Here is a 22,051-nt window from a genome sequence, read left to right as displayed (position 1 = left end):
CCCAAGGCGTGTCCAAGGGTGGGAAAACGTGCTGGTCAGAGCGGTTTTTCAGGGGGTTCGCGGGGGCCTTCGGAAGGCCGGTCGCACAGGCCGGGAAGCGGTCATCGCGCACCGCCCTGCCGGACCACGGACAGCGCCGTCCGCGCGGGGCGTCCGCAGCCCGTGGCGGGCAGCGGGCCGAGGGGTGTCGGCTCCGCCGCCGGAGCCGCCCGCACGCCCTCCGCCGCGTGCGCGAGGACACCGAACCGGATCAGTTCCGGCACCCGGAACGTGGCGGAAGCGCCCGGCGGCGCGTCGGCGAGCACCAGCACATGCCGGTCCAGCAGCCGCCCCACCACCGACTGGGCGCTCCAGGTGTCGAGGTCCAGCACCTTCTTGACCTGTTCGGTGCCGAAGGGCCCGGGGCCCGCCGCGGCGAGCAGGAACACCGACCGGCGCAGCCAGGGCGCGAGCCGGTCCAGCGCGCTGTCCGCGCGGGCGGGCGCGGCGCAGGCCTCGTCCTGGAGTTCGGCGACCAGCCGGTCGTCGTCGAGCAGTCCCGCGGCCAGATCGCTGAGCGTCCACATGGGCCGGGCCGCGTACAGCTCGCCCACGGCCCGCAGCATCAGCGGGTGTCCGCCGAGCCTGCCGACCACGTGCCGCAGTGCCGGCCGGTGCCCGGTGACCCGCTCCTCGCCGACCAGGCGGACGAAGAAGCCGGCCGCGTCCTCGGCGCCGAGCGGGCCGAGGGTCAGCCGCCGGGCGCCGGGCAGGGACAGCCGGACCCGGGAGGTCACCAGGGTCAGGCAGGAGTCGCCGCCGGGCAGCAGCGCGAGCACCTGGTCGGGGGCCGCCGCGTCGTCGAGGAGCACGAGCAGCGAGCGTTCCCGGGCGGCGGCCCGGAACAGCGCGGCGAGCGACTCGGTGTCCTCGGGCTGCCGCGGGCGGCCGATGCCGAGCCCGTCCAGCAGCGACCGCAGCACGGCCTCCGGGGAGCGGGGCCGGTCGGACGCGTCGTGCAGGGAGGCGTACAGCAGCCCGTCGGGGAACCGTCCGGCCATCGCGCGGGCGGCCCGTACGGCGAGCGCGGTCTTGCCGACACCGGCCGGTCCGAGCAGGGTGACGACCGGGGCACCGGGCTCGTCGACGCGGTCCAGTTCCCGCTCGCGCCCGACGAAGTCGGGGGTCTCCAGCGGCAGTTGGTCCACGGCGGGGGCGACACGCTTGAGTGGCGCAGGCGCCGGGGGCGCGGGACGCCGTACGACCGGCTGCTCGGGCTTGGCGGCGGGGGGCAGAACCTCGCGCAGGATGTCCTGCTGGAGCTTGCGCAGCCGCTCGGAGGGCTCGATGCCGAGCTCGTCCACGAGCCGCCGGCGCAGCCGCAGATAGGCGTCGAGGGCGGTGCTGCGCTGCCCCGACCGGTGGGCTGCGATCATCAGCTGGGCGGTGAACCGCTCGTCGATCGGGTGGTCCACGGTGAGCCGGCGCAACTCCGCCACCAGCGCCTGGTGGCGGCCCAGTTGCAGATCGGCCTCGATCCGCAGCTCCAGCGCGCCGAGCCGGGCCTCGCCGATCTGCGCGATCCGCGCGGTGAGCAGCGGACCGGCCTCAAGACCGGCGAACGGCTCCCCGCGCCACAGCGCGAGCCCCTCGCGCAACAGCCGGGCGGCGTCCTCGGGCGCCCCGGCGGCGAGTGCGGCCCGCGCTCTGGTCACCCGCTGCTCGAACTCCCAGAGGTCCAGCTCTCCTTGACCGGCCGTCAGGCGGTATCCGCCCGGCCCGGTCTCCAGCCGCTCCTCACCGCCGGGGGACTTGAGCGCCTGGCGCAGTTGGTAGATGTAGGTCTGCACGGTCTTGCGGGCGAGCCGCGGCGGCTCCTCGTCCCACAGCTCCGCCATGAGCGCCTGCGTGGACACCAGGTGGTTGGCGTCCAGCAGCAGTACGGCCATGGCCCGCCGCGCCATCGGGGCGGTGAGGGTACGGGGCTCGCCGCCCACGTGGATCTCCAGCGGGCCGAGCACCTTGACGCGCAGGCCGGGCAGGCCGGTGGCGGTCGCGGTCATGTCTTCCTCCTGCGGCCGGGGGCCTTGCCCCGCTCCCGTCCGGCCGCGCGCGGCGCCGGGTTCTGGTGGGTCACCGTCCGGGCGGAGACCAGCCGGCCGGGGCAGGAGTCCTCCGGCGGCAGTCCGCCGGGCAGCAGCAGGCCGAGGAAGTGCTCGACCGTTCCGTAGGCCGCCGTCGGGGCGGCGCTCGTGTTCGCGCTCATCGGCGTTCCTTCCGGAACTCGCTGGGGGTGACTCCGTACCGGCCGCGGAAGAGGCGGCTGAAGTGGGACGCGCCGTACAGGCCGGCCCGCTCGCCGATCAGCGCCACGGGCAGGTGGTCGAGGGAGGGGTCGGCCAGTTCCGTACGGCAGCGGGCGAGCCGCTCGGCGCGGATCCAGCGGGCGGGGCTGACGCCGTACTCCTGGAAGATCTTCTGGAGGTAGCGCAGCGAGATGTTGTGGCTGCGGGCCACCTCGATCGGGCTGAGGCCCGGCTCCGCGAGGTGTTCGCGCACATGGGCCTGGATCCGGAGCATCAGCGCCTGGCGGGCGATCTCGGTGTCCGGCGCGACCTCGCGCATCCGCTCGGCGAACAGGACCGCGGTGAGTCCGGCGACGCTGCCGCCGAGCAGGTCGACGGCCGTCTCCACCTCCTCGCCGTGCCGGCCGAGCCCGTCGAGCAGGCTGCTCAGCAGGGCGGCGGCACCCTGGTCGCCGCTCCAGGCGCGGGCGGTGAGCCGCTGGGTGTCGGTGGCGGTGAGGCCGACCAGGGAGTGCGTCACCATGACGTCGACCATCCGGAACTCCTCCGGCATGATCACCTTGAACGGGCGGCCGGTATCGAAGGAGATCAGCTGCGGCGGTCGTACGACGCCGTGCCGGCCGTCCTGGAAGACCCAGACCTCGCCGTCCAGCGGGCGGCACATCCGCAGCCGGGCGTGCCGGTCGTCGGCGATCAGCCGGCCCGGCCGGACCAGCTCCCGGGGACCGCCCTGGACGAGCGAGACGGTGACCTCACCGAAGTGGTGCCGGGCCGTGGTCCCTTCGAGGATCTCCTGGTGGCTCCTGACGATCTGGAGGCCACCGCGTTCCGCGGGTGGCGGATCGGCGGTGCACCTGCGTACCTGACGGGGCTTCACCTCACTGACACGTTGCATCGCGTACCCCCTGTCTCGATGTCGGAGCTCTCGATGAAGCACCACCAGGGAAACATACCCGCATGCGGGTTTTCTACTTCGATCGAGAGTTTCGATGGATGACGTGGAGCACACACCGATGAGGCCGGGCCGCCGTCAGCCCGGCCTCACTGCCGGAGTTCAGAACAGATGCGCTGGTCAGGCCGCCTGTGCGATACGCGGGCGGGGGATGGCCGGCACCGCGCGGTCGGCGTACAACTCCGCGACCTGGAAGGCGAGATCGAGCGCCTGGTAGCGGTTGAGCCGGGGGTCGCAGGCGGTCTGGTAGCGCCGGTGCAGGTCCGTCAGGCCGATCGGGTGCCCACCGCCCACGCACTCGGTCACGTCGTCGCCGGTGAGCTCGATGTGGATGCCGCCGGGGTGGCTGCCGAGCCCGCGGTGCGCCTCGAAGAAGCCGGTCACCTCGTCCAGTACGTCGTCGAAGTGCCGGGTCTTGTGGCCGCTGGCGGCCTCGAAGGTGTTGCCGTGCATCGGGTCGCAGATCCAGGCGATGGGGGCCTCGGCCTCGGCGGCGATCTCGATGAGCGAGGGCAGCACGTCGCGCACCTTGTCCCGGCCCATGCGCGTGATGAACGACAGCCGGCCCGCCTCGCGGGCGGGGTCGAGCCGGTCGATCAGCGCGAGCACCTCGTCACGGGTGACGGACGGACCGAGCTTGACCGCGACGGGGTTGCGCACGGACGCGGCGAACTCCACGTGCGCGTGGTCGAGTTGGCGGGTGCGCTCACCGATCCACACCATGTGCCCGGAGACGTCGTAGGCGTGGCCGGTGCGGGAGTCGGTACGGGTGAGCGCGGCCTCGTAGTCGAGCAGCAGCGCCTCGTGGCTGGAGTAGAACTCGGCGAGGTGGAACTCGCCGGGGTCGGCGCCGCAGGCGGCGAGGAAGGTCAGGGCGCGGTCGATGTCCCGGGCCAGGGCCTCGTAACGGGCGCCGATGGGGGAGTTGTTGACGAAGTCCCGGTTCCACTCGTGGACCTGCCGCAGATCGCCGTAACCGCCGGTCACGAAGGCTCGGATGAGGTTCAGGGTGGAGGCGGAGGCGTGGTACATCCGTTTCAGGCGTTCCGGGTCCGGGCGGCGGGCCTCGGCGGTGAACTCCTGGCCGTTGACGGCGTCGCCGCGGTAGACGGGGAGCGTGAGATCGCCGCGGACCTCGATGGGGCGGGAGCGCGGCTTGGAGTACTGTCCGGCGATCCTGCCGATCTTCACGACCGGGACCGAGGTGGCGTAGGTCAGTACGGCGCCCATCTGCAGCAGCGTCTTGACCTTGTCCCGCACCTGGTCGGCGGTGATCGCGTCGAAGGTCTCGGCGCAGTCGCCGCCCTGGAGCAGGAAGGCCTCGCCCTTGGCCACGCGGGCGATGCGCTCGCGCAGCTGGTCGCACTCCCCGGCGAACACTAGCGGCGGGTAGGACGCCAGTTCCTCCAGGACTCCCTTGAGGGCGTCCGGGTCGGGCCAGTCGGGCTGCTGGGCGGCAGGAAGCAGGCGCCAGGAATCCACGTCCGTCATGCGCTGATCAGCATTCATGTTGAGCTGAGCCTCACTCTTGTCCGGGGACGGTGTCGGGTGGGTGTGCGAAGGGGTTGGCCGCGGGGTCCGGGCGCCACCGCGCCGCGGACGCGGGCCCTGGGGTACGGATCGGCCCTCCCGACGCCGGGGCGCTCCTCGCCGGGGGATGTACGAGGAGGGCGCCGGCCGACGGGAGGGCCGCGACTTCGGGGCGAGCGGCATCCGGCCCGCCTACGGCCCCGGACTCACCGCGATACGCCGACTCTACGAACGCCTCCGCCGCCGTGGTTGCCGCACCGCGCACCGCCCTTTGCCGAAACACGCGCGAACGGGCAACGCCCCCGGAATTTCATATTCCGGGGGCGTGCGATCTGCACAGCTCAAGAAAAAGCTGCCCAACGATTTCTTCCGGCCACTCCTCACTCAGCGGAAACCCCATGAATGATCAATTCCGAACACCGCCGAAGGGCTCAACCGCCGTGCCGCGCACCGCTCCTGACAGGTTCGCGCACACCGGGACGCCGGGTCCGCGGGCGCCGGTGCCCGACCGCGCACACCGGCAGGGGCTCGGCGGCGACGGCCCTGCGCCCCGCCTCCGCCGCGTCGATGATGAGCTGGGCGTACGGCAGCAGCCGTGCCCCCGCCTCGGTCAGCGTCAGCCGGCGGTGACTGCGGTCGAAGAGCGCCGCTCCCACCGATTCCTCCAGGTTCTGGATCTGCGCCGTCACCGTGGACTGCGCGTAGTTGAGGTTGCGCGCCGCCCGGGTCACGCTCGACTCGGCCGCCACCTCACGAAATGCGCGTAGCTGCTGGATCTGCACGTGCCGCTCCCTTCAGGCGGGCCCTGGCGGGCCGCACGGAAAACCGCCTCAGACGGAGGTGTGCAACGCGGCCCCGCGCGACAGGGCCTTGCCGCGCTCCGCGGTGATGTCGAGCCGGGCGTACACCTCGGGCCGGGCCAGTGACCGGGCCATCAGGTCGTAGAGAACGGCGATCCGCTCCTCCACGTCCGCCCGGTTCGTCATGATCTCCGACAGCAGCTGCACGCCGGTGAAGGCACCCACCGCCGCCTCGGACACGGTCGTGACATCGATGCCCGGCACCAGCTCGCCCTGCTCCTGGGCCTCCCCCAGCAGCCGGCTGCTCACCTCGATCCAGGCCTGGTAGGGCACCTTGCGGTCGATGACGTCGTGCCCCTGGTCCACCGCGAGCCGGATGCTGCCCTGGAGCATCCGGTCGAAGGTGAGCCGGTGCGCCACGAGCAGCGTCACGTCCACCCACTCCTGGATCTTCGGCGCGCCCTGTTCCTGCGGCGGGGCGAAGTACCGGATCTGGTCCGCCACCTGCTCGTCCAGCACCGCCTGGGCCAGTTCCGCCTTGGAGGTGAAGTGGAAGTAGAAGGCGCCCTTGGTCACACCGCACCGCTGGTAGACGTCCGAGATCCTCGTGGCGGCGTAGCCGCACTCCGCGAAGACCTCACCGGCCGCTTCCAGAATCGCCTGACGTGTCCTGATGGCTCGATCCTGCTGTGCCACTGGGCCCCCTTTCTTCGTCGTTGTTGATGATGAGTGCGAGCGGGGTCGTATGCGGAACCACTCGCTCTCATTGAAAAACATACCCGCATGCGCGTATCTTACCGGCGGGGTTGGAACCAGTCACCCGTCATGCACCTTCTCGTTCCAGAAGGAAGAGCAATGACCACCAACATTGGTATTCACAGGGGCCGACGCCGCCACGGGGGGATAAGGAAGACGGCGTTTCCGGTCCGGCCGGTCGCACCGGTCAGGCCGCACATCCTGCCGCCCGCGGCGACGATCGACACCAGGCTCGTACACCGCACGCACCGGAAGGACGTACTGCCCACCGGCATCACCCAGTTCGACGAGCGTCACTACACCGTCTCCACCCAATGGCCCGCCGACCACCGCCGTTTCACCGACGCGGGGGGCAACTTCCTGCCCTCACTGGTCATCGAGTCCATCCGCCAGGCCGTGATCCTGGTCGCCCACGACGGACTGGGCGTCCCGCTCGGCCACCAGTTCCTGGTCTCGACGGCACACCACCGCGTCGACCCGGCCCGGCTGCTCGCACCCGACGCGCCCGCCCGGCTCGACCTGGACGTCTCCATCCACGATCTCAAGCACCGCCGCGGTGTTCCGTCGTCCCTGGAGGCCAGGGTTGTCCTCCGGGTGGACGGCGAGATCATCGGCACCGGCGGCGGCGAGTGCGCGGTCATGACCTCCGAGGTCTACCGCCGGCTGCGCCGCGGCCGTACCGACACCGCCTGGGCCGCCGCGCTCACCGCGCCGCTGCCCGCACCCGTGCCGGCGCACTCCGTCGGCCGGACCCACGCCTGCGATGTGACGCTGGCCCCCGGGGACGTCCCCGGACAGTGGCTGCTGCGGGCCGATGTGTCGAACGAGCTGATGTTCGACCACCCAAACGACCATATGCCGGCGATGGTTCTCCTCGACGCCGCGCAGCAGGCCGCGCACACGGTCTTCGGACCGCGCCCCTTCCGGCCCGCGTCCTGCGTGGTCTCCTGCTCCCGGTACGTCGAGTTCGACTCGCCCTGCACCATCCGGGCCGACCTCAAGGAAGAGGCCGGACGCGGATACGTGCTGTCCGTCACGGGGCACCAGGACGGCGAGCAGGCCTTCGAGGTCCGCTTCGAGGAACTGCCCTGCGCGCGCTAGCCCGTTGAGGCCCGATCCCACTCCCGGCCCCGACCGGACCGTGGGATCTAGTACGCGCACAGCCTGCCCCCTCGCCCGCACCCCGCCGGATCCCCACCGGCCGCACGGCGCGCCTCCGGGCAGCGCCCTCGCGACGCTCCGCGACCGACAGCCAGGCGCTCACGCCGTCCGATCCGCACATCCGTACCCCGGCATGTGTGGTCCTGTACGCGGCCCTCACGCACCGGGTCCTCCTCGGCGTGACCTCGCCGGCATCCGCCCATCCGCCCGCACCGCCCTTCTGCCTCGATCCATCGCCCGCTTCGGTCCCGCCGGTCGGGACCCGCTTCCGTTCACCCGCCCGAACCCGTGAACCGCCGTGTGTGCGCGGCGGCCCGGGCGGGCGGCACCCCGGCGCACGCCGGGCACGCACCGCGTTCCGCCTCAGCTCAGGAGCTCGTCCCATGACCCGCACCGACGGAGACCGCGCCGGACGACCCGCGCCCGCGGCCCCTCCGCCTCCCGCTCCGCCCGCCCTGCCCCGCTCACCGCACCGCTCACCGCACCGTCCACCCGCCGTCCACCGGCACCGTCGCGCCGACCACGAACGAGGCCCGGTCGCTGCTCAGCCAGGCCGCCGCCTCGGCGATCTCCTCCGGCACCGCGATCCGCGGCAGCAGCGCCGCCCGCACCAGTTCCTCCGCGACACCGGGGACCTGCGCCATCCACGCGTCCGTCATGTCGCTGTGGGTCGCCCCGGGAAGAATCACATTGACCCGAATTCCGCGCGCCGCATATTCCGCCGCGACCGCCTTCGTCAATCCGATGACGGCGTGCTTGGCGGCAATATAGGGAGCGGCCACCGGGGTCGCCACAAGCCCCGCCGTACTGCTGGTGTTCACAATGGCGCCGCCGTGTTCCAGCATGGCCGCGATTTCATGGCGAAGACAGTTCCACATTCCGCGGACATTGGTGTCCATGACGGTGTCGTAGACCTCATCGCTCATCGTGTGCATGGGCGTGCCCGCGGCCGCGACGCCGGCGTTGTTGAACGCCACGTCCAGACTCCCGAACCTCTCCACGGCCTGGGCCACCCCCTCCGCTACCTGCTCGTTCCTCGCTACGTCGACCACCACGTACTGGGCCTGGAAGCCCTGCCCGCGCAGCTCGTCGACCAGCGCCGCGAGCCGTTCCTCACGGCGGGCCGCCAGGGTGACCGCGGCGCCCTCCCGGCAGTAGACCCGGGCCGCAGCCGCCCCGATCCCACTGCTGGCACCCGTGATGAACGCGTGCTTTCCCTGAAGAAGTCCGCCGTACCGCATGGCCTCACATTACCCGTTTTATAAGTCCCTGATTCGTGCCGTACTCGATTCTGGCTCGAATTTCCGTCCCCCCACTCGGATTCCTGTTCGCCGCTTTTCCTCCCCCCTCCGTTCCGCCTATTCCCGAGACGAGATCGGAATGAAATCCACATGGCACCGACGCGACGGATACTCATCACCGGCGGGACCGGCTTCGTGGGCTCCCACGTCACCGGCCTGCTGACCGCCGACCCCGGCACCGCCCACGTCCGCCTCCTGGTCCACAACCGCCCGCCCGCACCCGACGACACCGGCCGGGTGGAGGTGCGCCACGGCTCGCTCCGCGACCCGCGCTCGCTGCGCGGGGTCTGCGATGGCGTGGACACCGTGCTCCATCTGGCCTCGCTGATCGGGGGCAGTCCGGCGGACTGCGCTGCCGTCAACGACACGGGGACGAACGCCCTGTTGGCGGAGGCCGCTCGCGCGGGGGTCGAGCGGATCGTCCAGTTGGGAACGACCGCCGTGTACCGGGACGAGCCGCACACCGGGGCCAGGGAGGGCGAGCCGGTGCTCGGCCCGTCCTCGCCGACGAGCGTCAGCAGGCTGGCCGGAGAGGAGCGGGTGCTCGCGGCCGGCGGTCTGGTCCTGCGCCCGCATCTCGTCCACGGCCCCGGAGACGTCTGGGTGGTCCCTGCCCTGGTGGACTTCCTCACCGCCTTCCCCCGTTGGATCGACGGCGGACGTGCCCGCACGTCCGTCATCGGTGTGCACGATCTGGCCCGGGTCGTGGCCGCGCTGGCCCTGCGGCCCGAACTGCCGCGTGGTGCGGTCCTGCACGCGGCCCGGCCGGAGCCGGTCCTGGTGCGGGACCTGATCGGTACGGTCTGCCGGGAGCTGCGGATCCCCCTGCCCGAGGGCGAGGTGTCCTTCGACCGGGCGGCCGCCCTGACCGGCGCCGACCGGGACGCCTTGGTCCGGCGGCGTCTGTCGTTGCTGGCGGTGGACCACTGGTACGACAGCTCCCGTCTGTGGCAGTTGCTCGACATGGCGCCCACGGACGGCTTCGCCCGTGACTTCGCCGTCGGTGCCACCTGGTACCGGTCGCTCCTGTCCCGCCGTACGGACGGCGAGTTGTTCCCCACGAGGTGACGACCGGCTCGGTCGGCGCAGACGGCCGCGAACCCCACCGGACTGTCCCCGGCCCGGTGGGGTGCCGCTGCACCGGTGCCACGCTAGGCGGCCTTTACGCGATCTTTTCGCCGGGTCGCGCACACGCTGTGGCACATCCGCGCACGACGACGGGGTTGCCGGAACGCCGGTTTGACCGGCCGGAACCCGGTGCCACGTTCACGCAGGATCTCTTGCCCGTTCGCGTCCCGCGGGCGCGTCCGGCCGACGGCCGGGCGATGGTGAGGGGACGTATCGACGACAGGCCCCAGACGACAGGCCCCAGCCCCGCCGCATCCGAGGAGACATGAGATGGCCCCGCACGGTGATGACGTACTGGTGACGGGTGTCGGTGCGCTGACCCCGCTGGGCGCGACCGCCGCCGAGTCCTGGGACGGCCTGCTGGCCGGGCGTTCCGGCATCCGCGACCTCGGCCCCGACTGGCCCGAGGAGCTGCCGGTGCGCATCGCCGGCACCGTCGAGGCCGACCTGACCGCGGCGATCGGCCGGGCGCAGGCCCGCAAGCTGGACCGGGGCGAGCAACTGGCCGTGGTCGCCGCTCGCCAGGCCTGGGAGGACGCCGGGGTGCCGCGGGTGGAGCCGGAGCGGCTCGCCGTCGTCGTCGGCACCGGCATCGGCGGCGTCCTCAGCACGCTCGGCCAGGACGACCTCTACGAGGGCTCCGGGATGCGGCGCCTGTCGCCGTTCGCGGTGCCGATGCTGATGCCCAACGGCCCGGCGGCGTGGGTCTCCATGGAACTCGGCGCGCGGGCCGGCGCCCGCGCCTGTGTGAGCGCCTGTGCTTCCGGCGCCGAGTCGATCGCGCTGGGTCTGGACCTGATCCGTCTTGGCCGCGCCGACGTGGTGGTCGCGGGCGGCACCGAGGCCGCCCTGCATCCCTTCATGATCGGCGCGTTCGCGCAGATGAAGGCCCTGTCCGTGCGGGACGGCGACCCGGCCGCGGTCTCCCGCCCCTTCGACGCGGCCCGCTCCGGGTTCGTGATGGCCGAGGGCGCCACCCTGCTCGTCCTGGAGCGCGCGGAGTTCGCCCGGGCCCGCGGGGCGCGCGTCTACGGCGCGGTCGCGGGCGCCGCCGTGCACTCCAGCGCGCACCACATCACCTCCTCCGACGCGGAGGGCCAGGCGCAGGCGATGCGCACGGCGCTGGCGGACGCGGGCGTCGAGGCCCGGGACCTCGGGCACGTCCACGCGCACGCGACCTCCACCCCGAGCGGGGACATCGCGGAGGCCGAGGCGCTGGCGAAGGTCGTCGGCGAGGGCACGGCGGTCACCGCCACCAAGTCCATGACCGGCCACATGCTGGGCGCCTCGGGCGCGTTCGGCGCCATGTCCACGCTGCTCTCGCTGCACCACGGGGTCGTCCCGGCGGTCCGCAACCTCGACGAGCAGGACCCCGAGGTCCGCCTGGACGTGGTGCGCGGCGAGAACCGCACCGGCTCCTGGGACGCGGCACTCGCCAACTCCTTCGGCTTCGGCGGGCACAACGTCAGCCTGGTGCTCAAGCGCGCCTCCTGATCTGGGAACTTCCTGAGAACGGCACCGGCGGTCAGCCCGCGGGAACGCGCTGACCTGCCCGTTCTCCCCCAGGCCCACAGGAACCTCCCAGAACCTCCCGGGAACGTCGGACCCGCGACCGCCAGTGTGAGCGGGTCCCCAGACGTGCGGCGCCGGAATCCCCCGTCCGGCGCCGCACCTTTCCCGCGAGCGATGCGGAGTGTTCCCGATGGCCACCACCACCCGTGCCCGCACCAAGGACCAACCCCGCACCGCACCGCTGCGGTTGATCGGGCCGTGGGAGAACGCCCTGGAAGGGGCGGTGGCCGCACTGTGCTCGGTGGCCGCGATGGCCGCCGTGTCCGCTCTCGCGCTGACCCTGCTGGACGCCGGGTCCGTCGGTTCGCCCTGGCCGCTGACGGCGGCCCTGACCACCATGGCCGTGGGCGGCACGGTCGGCACGGCGTCCGCCCCCGCCACGGGCTCCGGCGGCGGCCTGGCCGAACTGCTCGGCGGCGGAGGTGGGATGGGCCCGCAGCTGACCGGCTCGGCCGCAGCCGTCCCCCTCGGCGTGACGCTGGTCGGCGCCGTCGTCCTGTGGCTCACCTTCTCCCACCGCCTCCGCAAGCCCCAGCAACGCCGCTTCACCGCAGGCGAGTTGGCCGTACGCACGGCCGGAGCGGCGGCAACCGCGCTGCTCACCCTGATGACCCTGGCGGCCCTCGCCAAGGGCACGGCGACTCTCCCCGAGTCGGCAATGAGCGAAATACGCGCGAACGAAAGCGGAAACGGCCCCCTCCGCGACCTCATGGGCGGCAACGGTACGACGCAACTGACCTACCAAGTCGGCCCGGTCACCACGGCTTTCGGCGCCGTCGTCTGGGTCGCGGTGGTGATCGGGGCGGGCTGCCTGATCAGCCGTGCCGTACGGATCCCGCTCGGCGGAACACTGGACGGACTGCGCAGCACCTGGGGCCGAACCCTCTCTACGCTGACTCGCACCCTCCTGATCCTGTCGGCCGTACCCCTGGCCTTCGTCTTTGTCGGGGCAGTGGTCGGCGGCCGGGCCTCGACAGCCGCGGGCGCCACCCTGCTCCTCTCCCCGAACGCCCTCGCGGTCCTGCTCACCCTGGGCCTCGGCTCCTCCTGGACGGCCGCGGTGCACCGGGAGCGCGGCGAGGGCGGCGGCCTGGCCGGACTCCTCGGCGGCCGGGCCCAGACCGAACGCCCGGACCGTACGGAGCACTTGGCCTCCCTGTCCCTGGGCGGCTGCCCGCTGTGGCTCGCCGCCCTCACCCTGCTCCTGTTCGTCCTGCTCGCCTGCGCCTACCGGACGGCCCGCACCACGAACCCCGGACACCTGGGCACGGCCGGGCGGTTCGCCGTGGTCACCGCCGTCGTCCTCGGAGCGGGGGCCTGGCTGTCCGGGGCGTCCGGCGAGTTCGGCGTCAGCGTGTTCGGCAGCCCGATGGGCGGTGTGCAGGCGGAGTTGAGCGGCGACGTCCTGGGCCCGGTGCTGCTCGGGCTGCTCGCGGGCGCCGCCGCCGGAGCCGCGGGCAGTACCCTGGCGGCGCTCCGTGGACCCCGCTGACCTGGGGCTTTACGCCGGGACGACGGACTCGCCGCATAGCCTGCCCGGCGTGAATCTTCTGGTCGTAGACGACGAGCCCACCGTCCGCGAACTGCTGTGCGCGGCCCTGCGCCACTCCGGTTTCACCGTCACCGCGGCCGCCACCGGCCAGGAGGCCCTGGACCGGGCCCACGAGACCCGCCCCGACCTCGTCCTCCTCGATGTGATGCTCCCCGACCTGGACGGCTTCGAGGTGATCCGCCTCCTGCGCGAACGGCACCGCCCGGCCACCGGTCACATCCCGGTCGTCTTCCTCACCGCCCGGGACGCCACCCAGGACAAGATCGAGGGCCTGGTCCTCGGCGGCGACGACTACGTCACCAAGCCGTTCGACCTCCAGGAACTGATCGCCCGTATCCACGCCGTACTGCGCCGCACCAGCGGCGACCCCACCGCCCTGCTGCGCGTCGCCGACCTGGAACTCGACCCCGACGGCGTCCAGGCGACCCGCGCCGGCGAGCCCCTGCGCCTGTCACCCACCGAATTCCGGCTCCTGCACTACCTGATGAGCAACCCCGGCCGCACGGTCTCCAAACCGCAGATCCTCGCCCAGGTCTGGAAGTACGACTTCAACGGAGACACCGGCATCGTCGACACCTACATCAGCTACCTCCGCCGCAAGATCGACAACGGCGGGCCCAAGCTCATCCACACCGTGCACGGAGTGGGCTACGTCCTGCGCGGACCGAAGCCGTGACGCGCGCCCCGTGGACGCGGGCGTCGCTGCGCGGCCGGGTGCTGGTGCTCGCCGTCGCCCTGCTGACGACCGGGTTCACCGCGTTCGCCCTGGTCACCGGCAACTCCCTGCGCGCCTATCTGGAGGACCGGGTCGACTCCCAGCTCCGGGCCGCGGCCCAGGTGTTCGCGGTGCTGCCGCCGCAGGTGGCGCGGACCGGCGCCGAGCGCAGACCAACGGAGGGCCTGCGCGACTTCAGCACCGACGTCCTCGGCAACCCCGTCATCACCTACGTCTCGGCCGACGGCACCGTCGAGAGCAGCATCGACTCCCTCGGCGGCACGAACCGGACCGAGGACGCGCGCGGCCCCGCGCTCGCCCCGCTGGACTCGGCCGCGGTCACCGCGCACGGGGGCCGCCCGTTCACCGTCGGGAGCACCTGGGGCGAGGAGCGCTGGCGGGTCGTCGCGGTGCCCAGGGTGGGGCTGCGGGGCACCGAGGTCTCCGGGAGCGTGGTCGTCGCGACCTCGATGGACCAGGTGGACGCCACGGTGGGCCGCATGTGGCGGACGTACCGCAGCACCGGCCTCGCTCTGCTCGCCGTCCTCGCCGTGGCCTGCTGGTTCGCCGTCCGCTCGGGGCTGCGCCCGCTGTCCCGCGTCGAGCGGACGGCCGCGGAGATAGCGGGCGGCGACCTGTCCCGCAGGGTCCCCGAACTGGCCGCCCCGCACACCGAGTTGGGCCGCCTGTCCACGGCCCTGAACGGCATGCTCGGCCAGCTGGAGTCCGCCTTCGCCGCCCGCGCGGAGTCGGAGGCCCGGATGAGCCGCTTCGTCGCCGACGCCGGCCACGAGCTGCGCACGCCCCTCGCCGGCATCAAGGGCCTGACCGACCTGCACCGGATGGGCGCCCTCCCCGACCGGGAGGACGTGGACGCCACGATGGCCCGGATCGCCCGGGAGTCCGAGCGGCTGACCCGGCTGGTCGAGAGCATGCTCCAGCTGGCCCGTCTGGACCACCACGCCCTGACCACGACGCCCCCGGGCCACCCCGGGCCCACCGGCCTGGACCTGGCCCCCACGGACCTGCGCACCCTGGCCGCCGACGCCCTGCACGACGTACGCGCCCTGGACCCGGCCCGTGCCGTCACCCTCACCGGCCCCTGCGGCGACGGCCCGCCCGCCTCCGCCCCGGCGCTCGCCGACGAGGCCCGGCTGCGTCAGGTGGTCAGCAATCTGGTCGGCAACGCGGTCGCCCACACCCCGCCCGGCAGCCCCGTCCGGATCGGCGTCGGCACGGTCGGCGGCCACGCGGTCCTGGAGGTCGCCGACGAGGGCCCGGGGCTCACCGCGGAGCAGTGCGGCCGTATCTTCGAGCGCTTCTACCGCGCCGACGCCTCCCGCAACCGGGCCACCGGCGGCGCGGGCCTGGGCCTGTCCATCGTGGACTCCCTGGTGACCGCCCACGGGGGCCGCGTCCAGGTGGACTCGGCGCCGGGCCGGGGCGCGACCTTCCGGGTCCTGCTGCCGAAAGCACCGCATCCCGCTGAAAGCGCTGTCTCACCCGATCGCCACCCCTGCCGTGAGATACCTCACGGCCTCCGACCAGGCGGTGTGATGACTCAGCTGTGCGATGACTCACAAGGACCGGACCAATGAGAAACGGGCCCCTGCCGGTGACTTCCGTCACCTGCAGAGACCCGAGTCTCGCTGTGCGCGAGGGGGGAGTTGAACCCCCACGCCCTTGCGGGCACTGGAACCTGAATCCAGCGCGTCTGCCTATTCCGCCACCCGCGCATTGGGTGTGTCCTCGGGCCCCGTTCCTTGCGGTGTGGCGCCTTCCGACATCCAGAACATTAGCACGCTGGACGGGGTGGATTCACATCCCTTATCGCCGGGCAGCCGCCCACCTGGGCCGCAGCCGGCGGCCCCGCAACCGGGCGGTCGTTCCCACGTATCAGGGCGTATCTGTTCACGTATCAACCTCGTACCGGTCCGGCCCGTCTCCGCACGAGCCGGTCCAGGTCCACAGTCAGGTGCGGGACACTGGTCTGCGGCCGCCTCTACGATCCTTGGCAGGAGGACCTCCGAGAAGCGTTCGAAGGGCGGCACCACAGGGAACTTCGTCAGGCGTCGACATCCGTCGACTGGGCCGACAGGGGGAACCAGCCGATTTACCGGCGCGTGGATACGATCAGTAAGCAGTACGAGGTTAGAGACAGCGGCAGCAGCTACGGAGGAGGTGCCCCATGGGAGTCCTGAAGAAGTTCGAGCAGCGTCTCGAAGGTCTGGTCAACGGCACCTTCGCCAAGGTGTTCAAGTCCGAGGTCCAGCCCGTGGAGATCGCCGGCGCACTCCAGCGCGAGTGCGACAACAACGCGACCATCTGGAACCGCGACCGCACGGTCGTCCCCAATGACTTCATCGTGGAGCTCAGCACGCCCGACTTCGAGCGCCTGAGCCCCTACTCCGGCCAGCTCGGCGACGAGCTCGCCGGCATGGTCCGCGACTACGCCAAGCAGCAGCGCTACAGCTTCATGGGCGCCATCAAGGTCCACCTGGAGAAGGCCGAGGACCTCGACACCGGCCTGTACCGCGTGCGCAGCCGCACCCTGGCCGGCTCCACCGACCAGCAGGGCGGCGGCGGCCCCCAGGCCCCCGCGGCGGCCGGACGGCCCGGTGGCTACGGCTACCCGCCCGCCGCCCCGCCCGCGCCCGCCGGAGCCCCGCCCATGCCGAGCGCGCCGCCCCCCGGCGGCGCCCGCCCCGGCGGCTACGGCTACCCGCAGCCCGCGGGCGGCCAGCGCCCCACGGCACCCGCGGCCGGCGGCCGCACCCGCTACTGGATCGAGATCAACGGCACCCGCCATCAGATCTCCCGCGCGACACTCGTGCTGGGTCGCAGCACCGAGGCCGACGTGCGGATCGACGACCCCGGCGTCTCGCGCCGGCACTGTGAGATCCGGACCGGAACGCCCTCGACGATCCAGGATCTCGGGTCCACCAACGGCATCGTGGTGGACGGGCAGCACACCACCCGCGCTACGCTCCGCGACGGCTCGCGGATCGTCGTGGGCAGCACCACCGTTATCTATAGGCAAGCCGAAGGGTGAAGCGGGGGCAATGTCAGAGCTGACCCTCACGGTCATGCGGCTGGGTTTCCTGGCCGTCCTGTGGCTGTTCGTGATCGTGGCCGTGCAGGTCATCCGCAGCGACCTGTTCGGTACGCGCGTCACCCAGCGCGGAGCGCGCCGGGAAGCGAACCGGCCGCAGCAGGCGGCCCGGCAGAGCGCGCCCCCACAGCAGCGCCAGCAAGCGGCAGGGGGCGGCCGCCAGCGCCGTAACGCCCCCACCAAGCTCGTGGTCTCCGAGGGAATCCTCACCGGCACCACGGTCGCGCTCCAGGGCCAGACCATCACACTGGGCCGGGCGCACGACAGCACGATCGTGCTGGACGACGACTACGCCTCCAGCCGGCATGCCAGGATCTACCCGGACCGCGACGGCCAGTGGATCGTCGAGGACCTGGGTTCCACCAACGGCACGTACCTCGACCGAACGCGGCTGACGACCCCCACACCGATTCCGCTGGGCGCGCCGATCCGTATCGGCAAGACCGTCATCGAGCTGCGGAAGTAGTGCTACATCATGAATGAGCGCGAGCGGAGCGAGCACGCAGCGGCGGCCCTCACCACGGGCCCCGGCGCGCTCCCGACCGGAGGGTGGGCACCGTGCGGATGTACCCGGAGCCGACGGGCGAGGTGCGCATGAGTCTGTCACTGCGCTTCGCCGCCGGATCGCACAAAGGCATGATCCGGGAGGGCAACGAGGACTCCGGTTACGCCGGACCCCGGCTGCTCGCCATCGCCGACGGCATGGGCGGCGCGGCCGCGGGCGAGGTCGCCTCGTCGGAGGCGATCTCCACGATCGTCGCCCTCGACGACGACATCCCGGGCTCGGACATCCTCACCTCGCTCGGCACGGCCGTGCAGCGCGCCAACGACCAGTTGCGCTCGATGGTCGAGGACGACCCCCAGCTGGAGGGCATGGGCACCACGCTCACCGCCCTGCTGTGGACCGGCCAGCGCCTCGGCCTGGTGCACGTCGGCGACTCGCGCGCCTATCTGCTGCGCGACGGCGTGCTGACCCAGATCACCCAGGACCACACCTGGGTGCAGCGCCTGGTCGACGAGGGCCGGATCACCGAGGAAGAGGCGACCACGCACCCGCAGCGGTCCCTCCTGATGCGCGCACTGGGCAGCGGCGACCACGTCGAGCCCGACCTGTCGATCCGTGAGGTCCGCGCCGGCGACCGGTACCTGATCTGCTCCGACGGCCTGTCCGGCGTGGTGTCCCACCAGACCCTGGAGGACACCCTCGCCAGCTACCAGGGCCCGCAGGACACCGTCCAGGACCTGATCCAGCTCGCGCTGCGCGGCGGCGGCCCCGACAACATCACCGTGATCGTCGCGGACGTCCTCGACCTGGACACCGGCGACACCCTGGCCGGGCAGATCTCCGACCAGCCCGTCATCGTGGGCGCCGTCGCCGAGAACCAGCTCCAGCTGCACGACAACGGCATCATGCAGACCCCGGCGGGACGCGCCTCCGGGCTCGGCCGCCAGGTGCCCGGACAGGGCGGCGGGGGCGGCGAGTTCGGCCCGCCCGGCTCCGGCGACGTCACCGGCTACATCGACACCTCCGGCTTCGGCCCCTACTCCGACGACGACCTCGTCAAGCCCCGCAAGCGCAAGTGGCTGAAGAGATCCTTCTACTCCGCCCTCGCGCTGGCCGTCATCGGCGGCGGCCTGTACGGCGGCTGGAAGTGGACGCAGACCCAGTACTACGTCGGCACCAACGGCGAGCACGTCGCCCTGTACCGCGGCATCAGCCAGGACCTGGCCTGGGTCTCGCTGTCGGAGGTGGAGAAGGACCACCCCGAGATCGAACTCAAGTACCTCCCGCCGTACCAGCAGGAGCTGGTCGAGGCGACCATCGCCGAGGGCGGGCTGAAGTCCGCCCAGGCGAAGATCGACGAACTGGCCCTGCAGGCGTCCGCGTGCAAGAAGCAGGCCGAGCGGCAGGCCGCCGAGAGCGAACAGAACTCCAAGACCGGCGAGGGCGAGGCCGGAGGCACCACGGGAACCACACGGACCTCCCTCACGTCCAAGGCGTCACCGACACCCAACGCGTCGGAGAAGCCGTCGGGCTCCCCGTCGACCTCCCCGTCCCCGTCCACCACCGCCACTCCCACTCCCGGCCCCACACTCTCGGAGGAAGAGCAGAAGGTCGTCTCGAAGTGCGGTACGCAGTAGGCAAGCCGTGAGAGGCCCCGTCACACGATGAGCAGTACTTCCAACACCTCGACGCACCACACGTCCACGATCGGCTCCATCGGAGCGCCGAGCCGACGCAACACCGAGCTCGCGCTGCTGGTGTTCGCCGTCGTCATCCCGGTCTTCGCCTACGCCAACGTGGGCCTCGCGATCAACGACGAGGTGCCGGCCGGTCTGCTCGGCTACGGCCTGGGGCTCGGCCTGCTCGCGGGCGTCGGCCATCTCGCCGTACGGAAGTTCGCCCCCTACGCGGACCCGCTGCTGCTGCCGATCGCCACCCTGCTGAACGGCCTGGGCCTGGTCGCCATCTGGCGCCTGGACCAGTCCAAGCGGCTCAGCAACTACGCCGAGGCCGCACCGCGCCAGCTGCTGTACTCGGCGATGGGCGTCGCCCTGCTCGCGGTCGTACTGATCTTCCTCAAGGACCACCGCGTCCTGCAGCGCTACACGTACATCTCCATGGCCGGCGCGATGCTGCTGCTGCTCCTGCCGCTGGTGCCCGGCCTCGCCGCCCCCACCTACGGTGCCAAGATCTGGATCAAGATCCCCGGCCTCGGCACGCTCCAGCCCGGCGAGTTCGCGAAGATCGCCCTGGCGGTGTTCTTCGCCGGCTATCTCATGGTCAAGAGAGACGCCCTGGCCCTGGCCAGCCGCCGCTTCATGGGCCTGTACCTGCCGCGCGGCCGCGACCTCGGGCCGATCCTCGTGGTCTGGGTGATGTCGATCCTCATCCTGATCTTCGAGACCGACCTCGGTACCTCCCTGCTGTTCTTCGGGATGTTCGTCATCATGCTGTACGTCGCCACCGAGCGGACCAGCTGGATCGTCTTCGGTCTGCTGATGTCCGCAGTCGGCGCCGTCGGTGTGGCGAGCTTCGAACCCCACATCCAGACCCGAGTGCAGGCCTGGCTCGACCCGATGCGCGAGTTCACGCTCAGCCGCGAGGGCGTCCAGGACGGCGTCGTCCACTCCGAGCAGGCCATGCAGGCCCTGTGGGCCTTCGGCTCCGGCGGCACCCTCGGCACCGGCCTCGGCCAGGGCAACTCCGACCTCATCGGCTTCGCCGCCAACTCCGACTTCATCCTCGCCACCTTCGGCGAGGAGCTCGGCCTGGCCGGCGTCATGGCCATCCTGCTGCTCTACGGCCTGATCATCGAGCGCGGCATCCGCACCTCGCTGGCCGCCCGCGACCCGTTCGGCAAGCTGCTGGCGGTCGGCCTGTCCGGTGCCTTCGCCCTCCAGGTCTTCGTCGTCGCCGGCGGCGTCATGGGCCTCATCCCGCTGACCGGTATGACGCTGCCCTTCGTGGCCTACGGCGGCTCGTCCGTCATCGCCAACTGGGCCCTGATCGGCATCCTGCTGCGCATCAGCGACACCGCGCGCCGCCCGGCGCCGGCCCCCGCCCCGAACCCCGACGCCGAGATGACCCAGGTGGTCCGCCCGTCATGAACAAGCCCCTGCGCCGGATCGCCATCTTCTGCGGACTCCTGATCCTCGCCCTGCTCGTCCGCAACAACTACCTCCAGTACGTCAAGGCCGACGACCTGGCCGACGACGACGAGAACCGCCGCGTCAACATCGAGCGCTACTCGACCCCGCGCGGCAACATCATCGTCGACGGCAAAGCCATCACCGGCTCCGCGGAGTCGGAGAGCGGCGACTACAAGTTCAAGCGGACCTGGACGAACGGGCCCATGTGGGCGCCGGTCACTGGCTACTCCTCGCAGGCCTTCGGCGCCAACCAGCTGGAGAAGCTGGAGGACGGCATCCTCACCGGCAACGACGACCGGCTGTTCTTCCGCAACACCCTCGACATGTTCACCGGCAAGGAGAAGGCCGGCGGCAGCGTCGTCACCACCCTCAACGCCGCCGCGCAGAAGGCCGCGTACGAGGGCCTGGGCGACAAGAAGGGCGCCGTCGCCGCGATCGACCCGGCCACCGGCAAGATCCTCGCACTGGTCTCCACACCCTCGTACGACCCCTCGAAGTTCGCCGGGACCTCCGACAAGGACGCCAAGGCCTGGAGCGCGGTCCAGAAGGCGAACAACCCCGACGACCCGATGCTGAACCGGGCGCTGCGCGAGGTCTACCCGCCCGGCTCCACCTTCAAGGTGGTCACCGCGGCCGCGGCCCTGGAGAACGGCGAGGTCTCCGGCATCGACGACGCCACCAAGACGCCGGACCCGTACCAGCTGCCGCAGACCACCGGTGACCCGCTGACCAACCAGCACGGCGAGTGCGAGAACGCCACCCTGAAGTACGCGCTCATGGTGTCCTGCAACACCGTCTTCGCGAAGATGGCCGACAACGTCGGCAACGAGAAGATGATCGAGCAGGCCGAGAAGTTCGGCTTCAACAACGCCGAGCTGGACACCCCGGTGCGCGCCGCGGAGAGCATCTACCCCGAGGACAACCCCCCGCAGAACGCCATGGACGGCATCGGCCAGGCCTCCAACCGGGCCACCCCGCTCCAGATGGCCATGGTCGCCGCCGCCATCGCCAACGACGGCAAGCTGATGAAGCCGTACATGGTGGACCAGCTGACCACCCCCGACCTCGACGCCCTCGCGACCACCGACCCCGAGGAACTGTCCGAGGCGGTCTCCCCCGACACCGCGCAAAAGCTCCAGCAGATGATGGAGGCGGTGGTCAACGAACCGCAGGGCACCGGCTCCAGCGCGAAGATCGACGGCGCCACCGTCGGCGGCAAGACCGGTACCGCCCAGCACGGCCTCAACAACAGCGAGAAGCCGTACGCCTGGTTCATCTCCTACGCCAAGGTCGCCGACGGCAGCTCGCCGGTGGCCGTCGCGGTGGTCGTCGAGGACGGCGCCGCCAACCGAGACGACATCTCCGGTGGCGGTCTCGCCGGTCCGATCGCAAGGGACGTGATGAAGGCAGTCATCGACAGCAAGAAGTGACCCCGCTCACGCCGCCTTCACATCGGTGCACGTTGTGATACCGGTCCTGTATCGGGTGACGGGCTTGGCCAGGTCACACAAAGCGAGCCGGGTACGGTAGGCC

At 71.7% G+C, this 22,051-nt stretch carries 18 protein-coding genes and 1 tRNA gene; 11 read left to right on the top strand and 8 right to left on the bottom strand.

Features of this window, described 5'->3' with window-relative positions:
* Positions 1 to 101: 101 nt before the first annotated feature.
* From STRCI_RS21030 to STRCI_RS21005, 6 genes are all read right to left on the bottom strand, one after another.
* Entirely contained in the window at positions 102 to 2,042 is a 1,941-nt protein-coding gene (locus tag STRCI_RS21030; protein ID WP_269660496.1) for an AfsR/SARP family transcriptional regulator, read from the bottom strand.
* Positions 2,039 to 2,245, bottom strand: coding sequence for a hypothetical protein (locus STRCI_RS21025; protein ID WP_269660495.1), 207 nt, complete (start codon positions 2,243 to 2,245; stop codon positions 2,039 to 2,041). The genes STRCI_RS21030 and STRCI_RS21025 overlap by 4 nt, the downstream gene beginning before the upstream one ends.
* Positions 2,242 to 3,180: a helix-turn-helix domain-containing protein gene (locus STRCI_RS21020; protein ID WP_269660494.1), complete on the bottom strand. Its 939-nt coding sequence runs from the start codon at positions 3,178 to 3,180 to the stop codon at positions 2,242 to 2,244. The genes STRCI_RS21025 and STRCI_RS21020 overlap by 4 nt, the downstream gene beginning before the upstream one ends.
* Before the next feature lie 177 nt (positions 3,181 to 3,357).
* The gene (locus STRCI_RS21015) at positions 3,358 to 4,728 is read right to left on the bottom strand and encodes a class II 3-deoxy-7-phosphoheptulonate synthase (protein WP_269660493.1); all 1,371 of its coding nucleotides are present in this window, start codon (positions 4,726 to 4,728) and stop codon (positions 3,358 to 3,360) included.
* 470 nt (positions 4,729 to 5,198) lie between these two features.
* Positions 5,199 to 5,549: a LysR family transcriptional regulator gene (locus STRCI_RS21010; protein ID WP_269660492.1), complete on the bottom strand. Its 351-nt coding sequence runs from the start codon at positions 5,547 to 5,549 to the stop codon at positions 5,199 to 5,201.
* 48 nt (positions 5,550 to 5,597) lie between these two features.
* Complete coding sequence (locus STRCI_RS21005; RefSeq protein ID WP_269660491.1) at positions 5,598 to 6,263, bottom strand: ScbR family autoregulator-binding transcription factor; 666 nt, start codon at positions 6,261 to 6,263, stop codon at positions 5,598 to 5,600.
* 159 nt (positions 6,264 to 6,422) lie between these two features.
* Between STRCI_RS21005 and STRCI_RS21000 the strand changes: the two genes are divergently transcribed.
* Complete coding sequence (locus STRCI_RS21000; protein ID WP_269660490.1) at positions 6,423 to 7,424, top strand: ScbA/BarX family gamma-butyrolactone biosynthesis protein; 1,002 nt, start codon at positions 6,423 to 6,425, stop codon at positions 7,422 to 7,424.
* A 536-nt stretch (positions 7,425 to 7,960) separates the two neighbouring features.
* Here STRCI_RS21000 and STRCI_RS20995 read toward each other — a convergent pair.
* Entirely contained in the window at positions 7,961 to 8,725 is a 765-nt protein-coding gene (locus tag STRCI_RS20995) for an SDR family NAD(P)-dependent oxidoreductase (protein ID WP_269660489.1), read from the bottom strand.
* A gap of 150 nt (positions 8,726 to 8,875) precedes the next feature.
* On the opposite strand from STRCI_RS20995, the gene STRCI_RS20990 reads away from it, so the two are divergent.
* The 5 genes from STRCI_RS20990 (at position 8,876) to STRCI_RS20970 (ending at position 15,350) form a co-directional block, all read left to right on the top strand.
* Positions 8,876 to 9,853, top strand: coding sequence for an NAD-dependent epimerase/dehydratase family protein (locus tag STRCI_RS20990; protein ID WP_269660488.1), 978 nt, complete (start codon positions 8,876 to 8,878; stop codon positions 9,851 to 9,853).
* A 330-nt stretch (positions 9,854 to 10,183) separates the two neighbouring features.
* Positions 10,184 to 11,407, top strand: coding sequence for a beta-ketoacyl-[acyl-carrier-protein] synthase family protein (locus STRCI_RS20985; RefSeq protein ID WP_269660487.1), 1,224 nt, complete (start codon positions 10,184 to 10,186; stop codon positions 11,405 to 11,407).
* 208 nt (positions 11,408 to 11,615) lie between these two features.
* Complete coding sequence (locus tag STRCI_RS20980) at positions 11,616 to 12,977, top strand: streptophobe family protein (RefSeq protein WP_269660486.1); 1,362 nt, start codon at positions 11,616 to 11,618, stop codon at positions 12,975 to 12,977.
* Positions 12,978 to 13,026: 49 nt separating this feature from the next.
* Positions 13,027 to 13,713 (top strand): response regulator transcription factor, encoded by a 687-nt coding sequence (locus tag STRCI_RS20975; protein ID WP_269660485.1) that lies wholly within the window; start codon positions 13,027 to 13,029, stop codon positions 13,711 to 13,713.
* A complete protein-coding gene (locus STRCI_RS20970; RefSeq protein WP_269660484.1) occupies positions 13,710 to 15,350 on the top strand; it encodes a HAMP domain-containing sensor histidine kinase in 1,641 nt (546 codons plus the stop codon). The genes STRCI_RS20975 and STRCI_RS20970 overlap by 4 nt, the downstream gene beginning before the upstream one ends.
* A 54-nt stretch (positions 15,351 to 15,404) precedes the next feature.
* On the opposite strand, the gene STRCI_RS20965 is transcribed toward STRCI_RS20970, so the two are convergent.
* Positions 15,405 to 15,488 (bottom strand) — tRNA-Leu (locus STRCI_RS20965).
* Positions 15,489 to 15,940: 452 nt separating this feature from the next.
* Here STRCI_RS20965 and STRCI_RS20960 point away from each other — a divergent pair.
* The 5 genes from STRCI_RS20960 (at position 15,941) to STRCI_RS20940 (ending at position 21,948) form a co-directional block, all read left to right on the top strand.
* On the top strand, positions 15,941 to 16,804 hold the full coding sequence (locus STRCI_RS20960; protein ID WP_269660483.1) for an FhaA domain-containing protein: 864 nt from the start codon (positions 15,941 to 15,943) through the stop codon (positions 16,802 to 16,804).
* Positions 16,805 to 16,814: 10 nt separating this feature from the next.
* A complete protein-coding gene (locus tag STRCI_RS20955; RefSeq protein ID WP_269660482.1) occupies positions 16,815 to 17,330 on the top strand; it encodes an FHA domain-containing protein FhaB/FipA in 516 nt (171 codons plus the stop codon).
* A gap of 98 nt (positions 17,331 to 17,428) precedes the next feature.
* A complete protein-coding gene (locus tag STRCI_RS20950) occupies positions 17,429 to 19,006 on the top strand; it encodes a Stp1/IreP family PP2C-type Ser/Thr phosphatase (protein ID WP_269664603.1) in 1,578 nt (525 codons plus the stop codon).
* A gap of 27 nt (positions 19,007 to 19,033) precedes the next feature.
* Positions 19,034 to 20,476, top strand: a complete 1,443-nt coding sequence (locus STRCI_RS20945; RefSeq protein WP_269660481.1) for an FtsW/RodA/SpoVE family cell cycle protein — start codon at positions 19,034 to 19,036, stop codon at positions 20,474 to 20,476.
* Complete coding sequence (locus tag STRCI_RS20940) at positions 20,473 to 21,948, top strand: peptidoglycan D,D-transpeptidase FtsI family protein (protein ID WP_269660480.1); 1,476 nt, start codon at positions 20,473 to 20,475, stop codon at positions 21,946 to 21,948. Before STRCI_RS20945 ends, STRCI_RS20940 begins: the two co-directional genes overlap by 4 nt.
* The last annotated feature ends 103 nt before the right edge of the window (positions 21,949 to 22,051 follow it).

Source organism: Streptomyces cinnabarinus (assembly GCF_027270315.1).
GTDB classification, from domain to species: Bacteria; Actinomycetota; Actinomycetes; order Streptomycetales; family Streptomycetaceae; genus Streptomyces; species Streptomyces cinnabarinus.
The sequence above is the reverse complement of the archived record's forward strand: the minus strand, read 5'-3'. Positions and strand labels throughout refer to the sequence as shown.